This is a genomic window from Bilifractor sp. LCP19S3_H10 (genome assembly GCF_052119185.1).
GTDB lineage: Bacteria > Bacillota > Clostridia > Lachnospirales > Lachnospiraceae > Bilifractor.
The window spans coordinates 344,741-358,834 of sequence record NZ_JBQKFT010000001.1 but is presented as its reverse complement, the minus strand read 5'-3'; the positions used below and the strand labels follow the sequence as shown (position 1 = coordinate 358,834).

Annotated in this window: 10 protein-coding genes and 1 riboswitch; of the genes, 7 read left to right on the top strand and 3 right to left on the bottom strand. The window is 50.9% G+C overall.

The genetic code is table 11. The annotated features are described in order from the left end of the window. The first annotated feature begins 11 nt into the window (after positions 1-11). Positions 12-746 (top strand): GTP pyrophosphokinase, encoded by a 735-nt coding sequence (locus tag ACTQZS_RS01490; RefSeq protein WP_441474236.1) that lies wholly within the window; start codon positions 12-14, stop codon positions 744-746. A 216-nt stretch (positions 747-962) separates the two neighbouring features. Here the strand turns inward: ACTQZS_RS01490 and ACTQZS_RS01485 are convergent, their stop codons facing one another. Beyond that, positions 963-3,002 (bottom strand): NAD(+) synthase, encoded by a 2,040-nt coding sequence (locus tag ACTQZS_RS01485; RefSeq protein ID WP_441474235.1) that lies wholly within the window; start codon positions 3,000-3,002, stop codon positions 963-965. A 461-nt stretch (positions 3,003-3,463) separates the two neighbouring features. Between ACTQZS_RS01485 and ACTQZS_RS01480 the strand changes: the two genes are divergently transcribed. Beyond that, a complete protein-coding gene (locus tag ACTQZS_RS01480; RefSeq protein WP_441474316.1) occupies positions 3,464-3,982 on the top strand; it encodes a QueT transporter family protein in 519 nt (172 codons plus the stop codon). A 212-nt stretch (positions 3,983-4,194) separates the two neighbouring features. On the opposite strand, the gene ACTQZS_RS01475 is transcribed toward ACTQZS_RS01480, so the two are convergent. Further along, positions 4,195-4,563, bottom strand: a complete 369-nt coding sequence (locus tag ACTQZS_RS01475) for a RidA family protein (RefSeq protein WP_441099722.1) — start codon at positions 4,561-4,563, stop codon at positions 4,195-4,197. A 607-nt stretch (positions 4,564-5,170) separates the two neighbouring features. Here ACTQZS_RS01475 and ACTQZS_RS01470 point away from each other — a divergent pair. Both ACTQZS_RS01470 and ACTQZS_RS01465 read left to right on the top strand, forming a co-directional pair. Further along, positions 5,171-6,988, top strand: coding sequence for an LCP family protein (locus ACTQZS_RS01470; RefSeq protein ID WP_441474234.1), 1,818 nt, complete (start codon positions 5,171-5,173; stop codon positions 6,986-6,988). Positions 6,989-7,012: 24 nt separating this feature from the next. Continuing rightward, positions 7,013-9,463: an adenosine deaminase gene (locus ACTQZS_RS01465; RefSeq protein WP_441474233.1), complete on the top strand. Its 2,451-nt coding sequence runs from the start codon at positions 7,013-7,015 to the stop codon at positions 9,461-9,463. 182 nt (positions 9,464-9,645) lie between these two features. On the opposite strand, the gene ACTQZS_RS01460 is transcribed toward ACTQZS_RS01465, so the two are convergent. Continuing rightward, positions 9,646-10,023: a helix-turn-helix domain-containing protein gene (locus ACTQZS_RS01460; protein WP_441474232.1), complete on the bottom strand. Its 378-nt coding sequence runs from the start codon at positions 10,021-10,023 to the stop codon at positions 9,646-9,648. A 267-nt stretch (positions 10,024-10,290) separates the two neighbouring features. Further along, a riboswitch (FMN riboswitch) is annotated at positions 10,291-10,408 on the top strand. Between the two features lie 297 nt (positions 10,409-10,705). Between ACTQZS_RS01460 and ACTQZS_RS01455 the strand changes: the two genes are divergently transcribed. The 3 genes from ACTQZS_RS01455 to trkA all read left to right on the top strand — a co-directional run bounded on the left by ACTQZS_RS01455 (position 10,706) and on the right by trkA (position 13,834). Beyond that, complete coding sequence (locus ACTQZS_RS01455) at positions 10,706-11,332, top strand: ECF transporter S component (RefSeq protein WP_441474231.1); 627 nt, start codon at positions 10,706-10,708, stop codon at positions 11,330-11,332. 166 nt (positions 11,333-11,498) lie between these two features. Further along, positions 11,499-12,113: an NUDIX hydrolase gene (locus tag ACTQZS_RS01450; RefSeq protein WP_441474230.1), complete on the top strand. Its 615-nt coding sequence runs from the start codon at positions 11,499-11,501 to the stop codon at positions 12,111-12,113. Positions 12,114-12,475: 362 nt separating this feature from the next. Then, positions 12,476-13,834 carry a Trk system potassium transporter TrkA gene (gene trkA, locus ACTQZS_RS01445; protein WP_441474229.1) on the top strand — a complete coding sequence of 453 codons (1,359 nt, stop codon included), beginning with the start codon at positions 12,476-12,478 and terminating at the stop codon, positions 13,832-13,834. Positions 13,835-14,094 lie beyond the last annotated feature (260 nt).

Below are 14,094 nucleotides of genomic sequence, written 5' to 3'. Positions count from 1 at the left end.
TGGGGGATTTTATGGGTGATTTGGATTCACAGATTATGAAGTTAATGGCGGTGCCGGAGGAGATACGAAATCTGTTCCCCGCCGGTGGAATCAGCTTTGATGCGTTCCTGGACCTTGCGGACGCGGAGATGGAGCCGATGCGGCGAATGTTCGCGGACTACCAGTGCGCCTGCATGGAGATTGAGACGAAGTTCAAGGTTCTGAATGAGCGTTTTTCGGTAAAATATGACGCGAACCCGATTGAATCGATCCGGACGAGGGTCAAGAGTCCGGAGAGCATTGTGCGGAAGCTGCACGCCAGAAATCTTCCTCTGAGTATCGATTCTATACAGGAGAATCTGGATGACATTGCGGGAATCCGGGTGATCTGCTCGTTCCAGAACGATATCTATATGCTGGCGGATAAATTTCTGGAGCAGGATGATATCACACTGATTGAACGGAAGGACTACATCAAGGATCCGAAGCCCAGCGGATACCGCAGCCTGCACCTGATCGTGGAGGTTCCGATCTTCACGGAAGAAGGCAAGAAAATGATGCGCGCAGAGGTGCAGCTGCGCACCATAGCGATGGACTTCTGGGCAAGTCTGGAGCATAAGCTTCGCTATAAAAAGAAGCTCTCCGACGAACAGATGAAGGCTTTGTCCGCGGGACTTACGGAGTGCTCAAGGGTAACCGCCGAGCTGGATCAGACTATGCAGGGGGTCTACGACAAAGTCCAGAGCTTCCAGAATGGCAAATCGTAACAAGCCCAAATAACGAAAGGACCAAAGAGAACCGAAAGGGCCGAAGACAACGTAAAAAACAAAGACAACCCAAAAAACGAAAACAACCCAAAAAACGAAAACAACCGGAACATTATCTGCTCTGATAGTGTTCCGGTTGTTGTGTATCACTGCAAAATCGATCCGGGATGGCGGATGGATGCCCGGAACATCAACCCGGCTGACTGATCAAGCGGGTTAATTGTGGGTTTTCACAGATTGTTCCAGGCTTTCCTCCGGGATACAGAGAGCGTCGATTTCATCCAGCCAGATCCGGGCGCTGGCGTCGCTTGGCATGCGGAGATCACCCCGCGGGGAGAGGGCGACGGAACCGACCTTCGGGCCGTCCGGCAGGCAGGAACGTTTGAACTGCTGGGAGAAAAATCTCCGGTAGAAGTTCTTCAGCCATTTGAGGATTGTGGTATCGGTATATTTTCCCGCAAAGGTGCGATTGGCGATCCGATAGATCTTCGAGGGTGTGAATTCCGCACGCAGCATATAATACAGGAAGAAGTCGTGGAGCTCATATGGCCCGACGAGATCCTCAGTTTTCTGGGAGATCACGCCGTTTTCCGGTGGCAGAAGCTCTGGGCTTACCGGAGTGTCCAGGATATCAAGCAGGATGGAGGAGAGCTTTTCCTCGCCGCAGGTGTCCGCGTAGTAGCGGACCAGATGACGGACAAGAGTCTTGGGGACGGAGCAGTTCACGGCGTACATCGACATATGATCTCCGTTGTAGGTGGCCCACCCAAGGGCAAGCTCGGAGAGGTCGCCGGTTCCGATCACGATTCCTCCGGCCTGGTTGGCGACGTCCATGAGTACCTGCGTCCGCTCTCTCGCCTGACCGTTCTCATAGGTGACGTCATGTACGCTCATGTCGTGACCGATGTCGCGGAAGTGCAGGGTCACTGACTCGTTGAGACGGATTTCCCGGAAGGTGACGCCGAGCTCGCGTATTAAGGTGCAGGCATTCCGGTAGGTCCGGTCAGTAGTGCCGAAGCAGGGCATGGTGACGGCGATGATGCCCTCCCTTGGAAGGTTCAGCATGTCGAATGCCTTAACGGTTACCAGAAGGGCGAGCGTGGAATCGAGACCTCCGGAAATGCCGATCACGGCGTGCGATGCGTGGATGTGGTGGAGCCTTTTCTTGAGCCCCATGGCCTGTATGGTCAGGATTTCCTCGCAGCGCTGGTTCCTTGTAGCCGGATCCTCCGGAACAAAGGGATGCGGAGCAAAGGCGCGGGTCAGCGGGGTCTGCTCTTCCCGGAGCTGGAAGGGGATGCAGACATGATTGCCGAGCACCCAGCCGGAGGCTCCGACAGGCATGGCACTGGAGAGCACTGCCGTTTTTCCGAGGGAGGCCCCGTCCTGAGCACCATAGGCGGACGCAGTCTCAAAATCGGGGTAGGTGCTGGTTCTGCGGCGCTCCGCCGTGAGACGGCTGACGTCTATCTCAGAATAGATGATACCGTTGCGGAAACGTCTGGATTCCGCCAGAATGGTTCCGTTCTCCGCGATGATATTGTGGCCGCCGAAGACCAGATCCTGTGTGGATTCCCCTTCACCGGCGGAGGCGTAGATGTATCCGCAGATCAGGCTGGCCGACTGCTGTGAGACCAGATTTTTCCGGTAGGTGTCCTTTCCGATCATTTCGTTGCTCGCGGACAGGTTAGCAATCACCGTTGCCCCGCAGGCTGCATGGGAGATGCTGGGAGGACAGGGAACCCACAGGTCCTCACAGAGCTCCGCAGCGACCTTCAGCCGTGGAATTTCCTCGCAGTAGAAGAGAAGATTCATGCCAAAGGGGACCATCGAGCCAAGCCACTCGACGGTTTCGTGTCCGGGCGTGAACTGCCGGCGCTCATAGAACTCATTATAGGTCGGCAGATTTTTCTTAGGGACGAGGCCGAGGAGACGGCCGCGGTTCAGAACGGCGGCCACGTTGTACAGCTTTCCGCGAAGCTCCCACGGAAGGCCCACGAAGATCAATGCATCGGTCTTTTCCGTTTCATGAAGGATCCGGTTCAGCTGTCTTCTTGCCTCTGCGATCAGGAGATCCTGCAGAAACAGATCATGGCATGTATATCCGGTGATGCAGAGCTCCGGAAACACCATGATCTTCGCGTGCGCCTTCTCCATTTCTCTGATCTGTGCCAGGATCGCATCCGCATTGGCAACGCAGTCACCAACGGTTACATCCGGTGTTCCTGCAGCAACTTTGATAAATCCGTCTTTCATCGTTAACCTCCCTGTTTATCGGCTTCTCTTCTAACTTTTTTCCTACTGATCAGCCCGTCCTGCCAGTGAATCAAAATAATTTTTTTAGGATTGGCATATAAAAAATTTCACGAAGACTATTACATGGATATTATTATACATACCATTTTTTTTTGCAATGTTGATCTTTCCTCTTCATCTTATGAGGAAGCTGTGATAAAATGCAAGGGCTGATTCAGGTTCAGCAGCGTCAGTTCGAGACCTTCCTGACGTAATAAACAAAACTAAAGGAGAATATAATAATGAAAGAAAACGAGACGAAGTTCAGTAGGGCAGGATTCAGAGAAGCGGCACAGGCCGCTGCGGACGGGACGCAAGCAGGAAATGTCCATTCGGGACAGGAATGCGCGGGTCAGACGCAAGCAGGAAATGTCCGCACAGGTCAGATCCATGCGGCACACGATGGCACGGTGAGCGGAAGAATGGAACACAACCGGATTCTTTCCCTGACACAGGCGGCGATGATCGCGGCGATATATGTTGTTCTGACATATGTCTTTTCCGCATTTTCCTTCGGCCAGGTGCAGATCCGTATCGCGGAGGCACTGACGATCCTTCCGGTCTTCACCCCGGCTGCGATACCTGGACTGTTTGTCGGATGTCTGATCGGCAACATTGCCGGAGGCGCTGTTCTTCCGGACATTATCTTTGGAAGCATTGCGACGCTGATCGGAGCTGTTGGAACGCGGCTTCTTCGTAGAAGAAATCCGGTGCTCTGCACCCTTCCGCCGATTGTGGCGAATACGATCATCGTGCCGTTTGTGCTTCGGTTTGCCTATGGCGTGAATCTTCCGATTTCGTTCATGATGCTGACGGTCGGAATCGGAGAGGTGGTTGGATGCGGCGTATTCGGTGTTCTGCTGTATTCGATTCTGAAGAGATATAAAGAGGTTATCTTCAAGACAAGTCGTTTTGAGGACAAAGCCAAAGCCGCGAAATGAAAACAGCACTTGCTGCGTCTGTGCGTTTTCGTCTGGAAGCAGTTCTGTGATTCGTGTAAATGCTTCAGAGTTCGCGGAAGCGATTCACGGTTTGCACAAATATAAAGGAAGCCCACGGTTCTAAACCTGAACCGTGGGCTTCCTTTTCAATGCAAGGCACCGCAGGGAGCGATGCTTTGATTATGGGAGATACTAAGCATTTTTCACGTTGATCAGCGCTCTGCGATAGCCTCAATCTCACAGAGCACTCCCTTCGGGAGATCCTTTACGGCAGTACAGCTGCGGGCCGGCTTGGAGATGAAGTGCTTCGCGTAAACCTCATTGAAGCGGGCAAAATCAGCGATATCAGCGAGGAAACAGGTGGTTTTGACTACCTTGTCCGCGCCGGATCCGGCTGCCTGAAGGATTGCCTCGACGTTTTTGCAGCTCTGCTCCGCCTGAGCTTCGATGCCTTCCGGAATATTGCCAGTGGCGGGATCTACCGGAATCTGTCCGGAACAGAAGATGAAACCATTGCTCTCAATCGCCTGAGAGTATGGACCGATTGCAGCGGGTGCATTGGATGTTGCGATTGTCTTCATAGTGTTCTCTCCTTTGTTATGCAGATAAATTATGCAGGTAAGGTTATCTGTCACAATTGAAGTAAGTTACCGTCATGCAATACGCTGCTCCACAAATGATATTGGTTTATTGGATCTCGTTGTGTTGACTCTCCGCGGATCAGAAATATCGCAGCCGGACTTATACCATGCATTATAAGTCACGAAAAGAGTGAATACAAGATGAATCCGGATATCGTGGTGGGTGGAATAAAAACGGATGCAGTCCGCTTATGAAGTGAAATAAAACAGATGCAGTCCGCTTATAAAGTGGAATAAAATGGATGCAGGCTGCTTATGAAGCGGAATAAAACAGATTAAAGCGGCTTACACTACAATGGAAAGAACATCAGAACTTAAAAACGAAAGATAAATTGCATTTTCTCATTCTGAAAAGAACGAAAATGAATAAATACTTGTATTTTCTGCACATTAACGACAATTCTTCCGGGGCTTTTCGGGGCGGAGACAGGGGAAAGGGACGCATGTCTGCCGGTTTTAGATAAATTTTATTTGGTTTTTAACATTTTTGTGGTACTATTTAAAGGTTATATACACTTATCGATACAGTTTGTTAAAGGTGATGATTATGGCTTCTAAGCATTCAAATGAGAATTCCGGCGGATATTCACGCAGGCATTCGGGAGAAAACCATGATTCCGGGCGGCCGGAGCGTAATTATGATTCCGGTTGGGAGACGAGATACACCCCCGGATATCCGGATGAGTACGACGAATATGGAGAGGAAGCTCCGGACGATGATGCGGAGTCTTATCTGGATCTGGACCTGGACCGGTACGCGAGATCTTACTCCGGCAGCCGTACAGGGAAGAAGGACAGAAAAAAGACCTCGGGACGCGCGGATCATAACTCCCGCCAGAACAAGGTCACGAAAAGTTCCGGCCGGAGAGAAGACCCGGAAAGTGACCTGTGGGAGAATACAGCCCGGAGGAGAACACAGGGAGCCGGAAAGCGCAGAAAAAAGAAGCGTGTGGTTACGGTTCTCACCTTTGTGATGGCGCTTGTCATCGCCGGAGGCCTGATGACGGCGGTGTATCTGCAGGGACTGCTGGGCAAGATCAACCATGTATCCGCTTCGATGAATTCCGTAGATGCTGTGGAGACCTTCGATGCTGACGGAGACAAGGCAAACGACACCCTGACAGCAAGTGACATCGACTGGGGCGATACCAGCGATATTGACGTCATGAAGGATAATGACGTCAAAAACCTCCTGCTGATCGGACAGGACGCGAGATCCGGAGAGAGCGGGCAGCGTTCCGATTCCATGATCCTTTGCAGCATCAACACAAAGGAGAAGAAAATCAAGCTGGTTACTCTGATGAGGGATATGTATGTACAGATTCCCGGATATCAGGCGAATAAACTGAATGCGGCCTACGCGCTGGGAGGAATGGAGCTCCTGGACAAGACCATAGAACAGAATTTCGGCGTGGATATCGATGGAAACGTAGAGGTCGATTTTGACGGCTTCCTCGAGGCGCTCACGGAGGTCGGTGATCTGGATATCGAGCTGACCTACGACGAAGCTACATATATGAATGCGAATGAAGGGCTCGGATCCGCGGATGACAATGCGGAGGTAAACGAGGCGTGGGGACTGAAGGAAGGCGTCAACACGCTGAAGCCAAAGCAGGTTCTCTGCTATGCCAGAATGCGTTATGTTGGAAATTCCGACTGGGACAGAACCGAGAGACAGAAAAAGGTGATCATGGCAGCTTATAAGAAGGTGCAGAATCTCAGTGCCACGAAGCTCCTGTCTCTCGCGTCCAAGATTTTTCCATGCATCACAACGGATCTGAAGAACAGCGAGTTGCTGAGCTACGTGAAGACTCTGTCAGTGAATCATATCACCACAATCGAGACATACCGTATTCCGGTGGACGGGACCTACACCGAGGGACAGATCGAAGGGATGTCTGTGCTTGTTCCCAATCTGTATCTGAACAGCGCTTATCTCCAGAACTATCTCTACGGAAAGGCATTACCGGACGATCTGGATGAGAAGCTGGAGGAGGTCGCCTCCTCGTCTGCTTATTCTGACACGGACGTCTCCAGCGACAGTTCGGCTTACAGCACTGATGACGGTTATGCTTCGGAGAGCGATGGAAGCAATGGTTATACCGATTCGGGGTACGGCGGGGACTACAGTGGCAGCGGTACCTATAATAACGGAACCGACAGTACAAACGGATCTGTGACATACGGAGATGCCACATACGGCGATAATACATACAACACATACGGCGATAATACATACAATACGAATAATTCCGGAACTTCCGGGCAGGACGAAAGCGGAACCGGCTACGGGACGAACTACAGCGCGGATGATGGTTCCGGATATTCCGATGCATCATATTACGGAAATGGCGCAGCCGGCTGATGATCTGTAAATAAGGAAGAACCTATGACATATTTCACCTGCTTTTTTCTGGACAATGAGAAGGATATCATTGTAAATCTTTATCGCGACCTGGGAAGACTCTGCTATGAACTGGAGACGCCGAATCATCATTCCGGAAACCTTATACGGAATCTGGCAAAGCTCTGTGAGCTTCCGCTCTGCGAGAATGAACGGGGACTTCTGGTCATTCGCGGTGAGGTTCCGTGCTACATTGATGCGGCGAATGAGGAGGTCTATATTTTCCGCCTCGGGAACACCAAGGTCGCGAATATCTATCCGGACGGAAGAGTTGAGATGAAGGCTTCCATTCCTTCCATCGCCAAGACGCTGATGAGTCAGACCCGGGATTACCGCTTCGACATCTCAAAAACGATTTTCAAGACCTACATCCGCAGGGAATATAAATTCCGTGCGGATCTTCACACGCATATGAACGGAAATCTGTCGCCGGACATTCTGATTGCCCTCGGTATCTACCACCAGATCCAGTATCCGCTTTACTACATCCGGAAGCTGAATCTCGAGCTGACACAGGAGCAGGAAGAGAGACTGTCGGCACAGCGGGCGAAGGTCGCAAGGCAGTTTTCCAGCTCGGATCTGAAGGGCAAATACCTTGACCGGAAGATCAACGACAATACGGTGATCAATTTCGCGGACCTGATTCTGAACAATCTGGATCACGCGGAGCAGAATATTGTGAAGATCCGGACGTCCCTCGCGATTCTGAAGGACGGACAGGCGGTCTTCACCAATCTGGAAAAAGTATATCTGTACCGTTATATTTTTACCAAGGGGAAGGAGAGCGAGGAGAAGATGGAGCTCTCCGGCGTTCATCAGATCCCGGACAAGGACGTGCTGGCTGCGCTGATTCAGATGAGGAAGGACGGAGAAAATCCGGACTATCACCGGAATACAGTCTTTCAGGATGACCTCCTGTGGATTGCCAGAAGCTATCGCAGGCAGGGAATCTGCTACGCGGAGATCAGTGACACCACACTGGTAAAAAAATACGAGTCCCTGGAGATGCTGCAGGAAGTGCATGAGATCATGCCGAAGATTTACCGGGAGACCGGGGTCATGATCCGGTTCCTCGCCGCGATACGGAGAATCCCGCTGACCATCGTCAAGGACCAGGTGACGCCGGAGGATTACCTCATCCGGAATCTGAATGTGCTTCAGGCAGTTGCGCTTGATCCCTACGTGGCGGGCTGTGATTTTGTCGGAGAGGAGATTAATGACATTATCACGCTGAAACCGATGTTCCGGGAGATTGTCAAGATCACGAAGAAGGTCCCGGATTTTGTGATCCGGATCCATGCGGGCGAAAACGACAGCCAGAAGGATAATATCGCGCACAGCATCGAATGCGTGAAGGATTCTCTGGAGCCCGGGCAGAAGATGCCAAGGGTCCGGCTGGGTCACGGCCTTTATACGTACAGTCTGAAGACGAAAAAGGGCAGGGAGGTCATGAAGGCTCTGATCGAGAACAACATTGTTCTCGAATTCCAGCTAACGTCCAATGTGCGGCTGAACAACCTGAACGCTCTGGAGAACCATCCGCTCCGTCAGTATCTGGCGGCCGGCATCCGCTGCGTACAGGGTACGGACGGCGCCGCGCTCTATGGAACGAACTCGATTGATGAGCAGCTCTCCCTTGAAAAACTGCTGGAGCTGACGCCGGACGAGATGATGAGCATGAAGCAGACCGAGACCGAGATCATCCGGGAGGGACAGGAATCCTATTCCAGGAAAAAAATCGAGCTTCATCAGATTCTGGCGGGCAGAGATCTGGAGGATGTGCTTCTGGAAAAAATGGAAGAGGCCGAGGCAGGGAGCGGAGGACTCAGGCTTCGCCGGAATCACAGGGTGGACGCGAATACGGAACTGAAAGACAGCATCCGTGAGCTTCCCTGGGACAGACTTCCGATCATTCTGATGGGCGGAAGCTTCAATTCCGAAAAGCGCGCGACCAGGATCACAGAAGAGGGATGCAGACAGCTGGACGCGCTGCTTGAGAGCTTGAATCCGGAGGAGGTATTTTTTGTCATCGGCAACCGTCTCCGGGGATATGAGAAATATCTTCTGGAACACAACGAGAAGGGATTTCTGATTTATTCGTTCGTTCCGTCGCTGGTTACCCGTGGGGAGTGCCGGCAGCTCGAGGAGGCGGGAGTCCGCATTCGCGTGTCGACGGAAAGCGAGAGCATGGGCATTTATAAGAGCTTTAACTATGAGATCTTCGAGAGACGGCCGTCGCTTCTGATCGGCTTTGACGGGAATTCCGCTGGTGAGAACATGATCCAGGAGGCAAAGAACGGAAAGGGAAAGGCCGGTATCTTTATCTGGGAAAAATCCAGAACCCTGCGGGAGAAGGCATCCTCCCTGGAGGGCTATGTCCGGTTTTTCAACAGCAAAAAACCGCTCGCGGATCAGGTGAGCGGTTATCTGAATTAGCAGATGAAAGTCGACAAATGCTGAGAAACCGGTATTTGTCGGCTTCCTTTTATTTACGCGAACAGTGAGCCGCAGCCGAATGCGAAGTATTCGTGTGCGGCGAGCGTCGCGATAGCGAGATAAAACTCGCGCAGCGTGTTTTATCTCGCTAATACTGAGTGGGATTTACTCCTTTGTAAAATTTATTTCTTCTTCCAGATTGCGATTGTCGCGAGAAGTTTTTCCTTCTCATCTTCTGACATAGAATGAATCTCTGCGTTCAATTTGTTGTCGAGGGAGGTTCCCCGGTACTCGGGAATAGTCCGTCCGAGAATCTCATCAACCGTGATATCGCAGATGTTCGCGAAGTAGCACAGGACTTTAATCGACATAGCAGTTCGGCTGTTCTCTACATTGCTGATATAGCCGGGGGTCACATGAAGTTCTGTAGCGACCTCATTCTGTGTCAGTCCCTTTTCAATTCGCAGCTTTTTGATAGCTTCACCCAGACCCTTAAAATTAAAATCGCAATTATTCACCTGGCTGTCTGTCTGCTGTCTGTCTGTTTTTAAATTTTCCATCTGAGGAATGCTCCTTGTCTGTCTATGTGGAATAGGTGTCATTTTCAACAACCTATATTCTATATTAACTATAGTTAGTATACAAATGAACTTTCTGTGATAATTTTGTGTCCTGCACGGATTTGCTGCACGAGAATTGGATTTCATATCGAGCTGGAAAGTTTATTTTGAGCATCATTCAGACATGGATTGCAATTGATTGAAAAAGTGATTTTGCTATTGATTTTTAGATCGGCTTGCGTTAACATTGTTTCGTAAATAAAAACAGGAGATCTTCAGGGCGGGGTGAGAATCCCCACTGGCGGTAAAGTCCGCGACCTGCCATTGCAGTCGAACCGGTGAAACTCCGGTACCAACAGTATAGTCTGGATGAAAGAAGATGCTACCATTCCTTACTTCGGAAGCAGCAGGATCAGAGCTGCAGGAGAAGTAATCGATAATGATGCTGATTCGCCCGTATCTCTAAGGATACGGGCTTTTTTTACGCGAACAGTGAGCCGCAGCCGAATGCGAAGTATTCGTGTGCGGCGAGCGTCGCGATAGCGAGATAAAACTCGCGCAGCGTGTTTTATCTCGTTGTGTGCAGAGGGCGGCTGTTTCGTTCCGGTGCACGCAGGGAAGATCTCTCTAGTCTGCGGATCCGCAGAATGCGGAACGCACAAACAGAAAAGAGGAGATAGCTATGGCAGACACAACAAACACAGCAGTAACAAGTGAAACCAGGAGACAAAACGTAACCGTGCACTACATTGCGGTGACCGGAATCCTTTCCGCAATCGCGTTTATTCTTCAGCTGATTGAGATACCGGCACCGCTTATGCCGTCCTTTGTCAAGCTGGATTTCTCTGATCTCCCGGCTCTGCTCGGAGCCTTTGCGATGGGGCCGGTATGCGGTATTCTGATCGAGCTCATCAAGAACCTGATCCACTGTCTGTTCTCCGGATCGTTTGCGGTCGGTGAGCTCTGCAACTTCGTTCTCGGAGCAGTATTCACCGGTGTCGCAGGAGTTATCTACAAGCGCAGCAAGACCAAGAAGGGAGCTATCCTTGCATCGTTCATCGGCGCAATCGCTATGGCGGTGGTTTCCGTTCCCTTCAACTTCGCGGTTGTCTACCCGGTATATTACAATTTCATGCCGGAAGAGACCATCCTGGCTGCGTATCAGGCGATTTTCCCGGGTGTGAAGAGTATCTTCCAGAGCCTTGTGGTATTCAACATGCCGTTCACCTTTATAAAGGGAATGATCGATGTGGTGATCACCTTCCTGATCTACAAGCGCCTGTCTCCGCTTCTTAAGGGAAGAAACTGATTGGATTTTCGATTATTGACCGCGTGACAGACGGGGCCGCTGCACATGCCGTATGGCAGGTGCGGCGGCCCCGTCTGCTGTATATGGCAGGTGCGGCGGCTTCAACTGATGTATTGGAAAACAGAAGGGGAAAGGGTATAATTACAGCATCAGGGAGGGTTCAGATATGGCGACAATAGATGAGATTACGCAGCTGACAGATAACCGGTTTGTGAACATGTTTGAGGTGGACGGACACAACAAAAAGGGACATGAGAGCCACTACATGGTTGCATCGCGGGCGAAAAACGAGGATGAGCTGAAGATCCGTACGAGAAAAAACAACGCGGACGGTGTGATTATTTACAGCCTTTACGGCGAGAAGAAGGATCGGGTGGTTCTGATCCGCCAGTACCGGTATCCGGTGGATGATTATGTATATGAGCTGCCGGCGGGTCTGGTCGAGAAGGGGGAGAGCTTTCGCGCGGCTGCTGTGCGTGAGCTCCACGAGGAGACAGGGCTTACGCTCACTCCGGTAGATGCGGATAGAATGTATGAGGAGCCCAGATACACAACGGTAGGTATGACAGATGAAGCCTGTGCGACGGTCTACGGCTATGCGGACGGTGAGATCAGCGGCCGTTTTATGGAAGAGAGTGAGGAGATCGAGGTTGTTCTTGCGGACCTGGAAGAATGCAGACGCATTCTGAAGGAGGAGCGTGTGGCACTGAACTGTGCTTATCATCTGATGTATTTCATTCATAATGATTCCGGTGACGCGTTTGACTTCCTGAAGGGATGATGGAGCCGGAGCGGGTTGAGGGACGGATTTCAGAATGAAAGCGCGGCACACCAGAGACGGCTGAAAGAAAAACTGCGAAATGGTTAAATGGCAGGCGGGAGACAGACGGTAAGCCGGACGACAGCGAATTGAAAGCGCGGCACACCGGAGACGGCTGAAACAGGAACTGAAATACGTCTGTTGTAAGAACGTGAGCAGCGTGTTATAATCACTAATTGTGTTTTTTCTGTGAAATATGACAGGAAACGTGTTATCGCGAAATCTGAATTCCCGGCAGTGCTGCGGAGATGGTAAGGCAGCGGGCATGCGGACGTTTCCTGGAGAAGGGCTGAAATAAGCCGTTGATGAGAGAGGAAGTTGGCATGCAGATAATCGTTGTCGGCTGCGGTAAGGTTGGAAGGACGCTGGTAGCGCAGCTGTCCAAGGAAAGGCACAACATAACAGTTGTAGATACAAATGCGCAGGTTGTGCGGGATGTCTCAACCATCTATGATGTCATGGGAATTACCGGTAACGGAACGAGCTACAATGTTCTGTGCGAGGCGGATCTGGAACACACGGACATGGTGATTGCGGTTACAGAAAGTGACGAGGTCAATCTTCTGGTCTGTGTGATCGCAAGGCAGAAGGCTGATTGCTATACGATTGCGAGAGTGCGGAATCCGGTTTACTCCGAGGAGAGCAGCTTCCTGAGAAGCGAACTGCATCTGTCCATGACGATCAATCCCGAGCTGGAGGCGGCAAGGGAAATGGCACATCTGATGCAGTACCCGAGCGCCGTTGAGATCGACAGCTTTGCAGGAGACAGGATCAGTCTGATGCGGTTTAAGGTGCCGGCGGGGTCGTCCATTATCGGATCTCCGCTGAAGGAAGTGTCACAGAGATTTGATTACAGCATGCTGATCTGCATTGCCCAGAGAGGCAACGAAATCGTGATACCGAACGGTGATTTTACACCGGCAGCCGGAGATGTTCTGACGGTAATCCTGGAACCGCTGGAGGCGAACGCCTTTTTCCGGAAAATCAGCGTTCCTACGAACCGGGTTAAGAACTGCACCATCATCGGAGGAGGCGAGATTTCCTATTATCTGACGAAGATTCTTCTGAAAAACGGAATTGACGTCAAGATCATTGAGAAAAATCCAAAGAGGTGCTCGGAACTCAACGATATCTTCCCGCAGGCAAATATTGACTGTGCAGATGGAAGCGATCAGGAAATTCTCATGGAGGAGAATCTGGAGAACACAGATGCCTTTGTGGCCTGCACCGGAATCGATGAGGTCAATGCGATTCTTTCACTCTTTGCACAGGAGAAAGTCAGAAAAAAGGTGATCACGAAAGTCAATCATGTGGATTTCAATGAGGTCATTGATTCCCTTCAGCTGGACAGTGTGGTGAACCCGAAGCTTCTGACTACGCAGCGGATTATCCAATATGTCCGTGCGGCGAACAATAGTCTGGACAGCAACATGGAGACGCTGTACCGTCTGATGAACGGAAGAGTGGAGGCTATGGGATTCCGGATTCAGCAGAACTCGAAGCTGGTCGGGATTCCGCTCAACGATATGCCAATGAAGACAAATGTTCTGATCGCAGGCATCCTGCGAAAGGGGCGGCTGATCATTCCGGGCGGACAGGACATGTTCCAGGCGGACGATCATGTGATTATCGTAACGACGCACAGTGGTTTTGACGAAATTTCAGACATTATCGCGAAATAAGCGGGTCCAAAGAACTGAGGCCGGCTGTGGACCAATTCGTTGCGGATGGATGACATTTGTAATGAGATAAATACGCTGCGGATGGATGACATTTGTAATGAGATAAATACGCTGCGGATGGACGACATTTGTAATGAGATAAATACGCTGCGGATGGATGACATTTGTAGGATAAATACGCTTCGGAGGTGTATTTGTTACGAGAGGATGCGTTGCGGGTGTCTGAACAATATGTAATCCTGTGAATAAATGAGGCGGAT

Coding starts and splice junctions, on each gene's coding strand:
- ACTQZS_RS01460 (WP_441474232.1), bottom strand. CDS start 10,023: ATGGAAAATTTAAAAACAGACAGACAGCAGACAGACAGCCAGGTGAAT.
- trkA (WP_441474229.1), top strand. CDS start 12,476: ATGCAGATAATCGTTGTCGGCTGCGGTAAGGTTGGAAGGACGCTGGTA.
- ACTQZS_RS01450 (WP_441474230.1), top strand. CDS start 11,499: ATGGCGACAATAGATGAGATTACGCAGCTGACAGATAACCGGTTTGTG.
- ACTQZS_RS01465 (WP_441474233.1), top strand. CDS start 7,013: ATGACATATTTCACCTGCTTTTTTCTGGACAATGAGAAGGATATCATT.
- ACTQZS_RS01470 (WP_441474234.1), top strand. CDS start 5,171: ATGGCTTCTAAGCATTCAAATGAGAATTCCGGCGGATATTCACGCAGG.
- ACTQZS_RS01480 (WP_441474316.1), top strand. CDS start 3,464: ATGGAACACAACCGGATTCTTTCCCTGACACAGGCGGCGATGATCGCG.
- ACTQZS_RS01485 (WP_441474235.1), bottom strand. CDS start 3,002: ATGAAAGACGGATTTATCAAAGTTGCTGCAGGAACACCGGATGTAACC.
- ACTQZS_RS01490 (WP_441474236.1), top strand. CDS start 12: ATGGGTGATTTGGATTCACAGATTATGAAGTTAATGGCGGTGCCGGAG.
- ACTQZS_RS01475 (WP_441099722.1), bottom strand. CDS start 4,563: ATGAAGACAATCGCAACATCCAATGCACCCGCTGCAATCGGTCCATAC.
- ACTQZS_RS01455 (WP_441474231.1), top strand. CDS start 10,706: ATGGCAGACACAACAAACACAGCAGTAACAAGTGAAACCAGGAGACAA.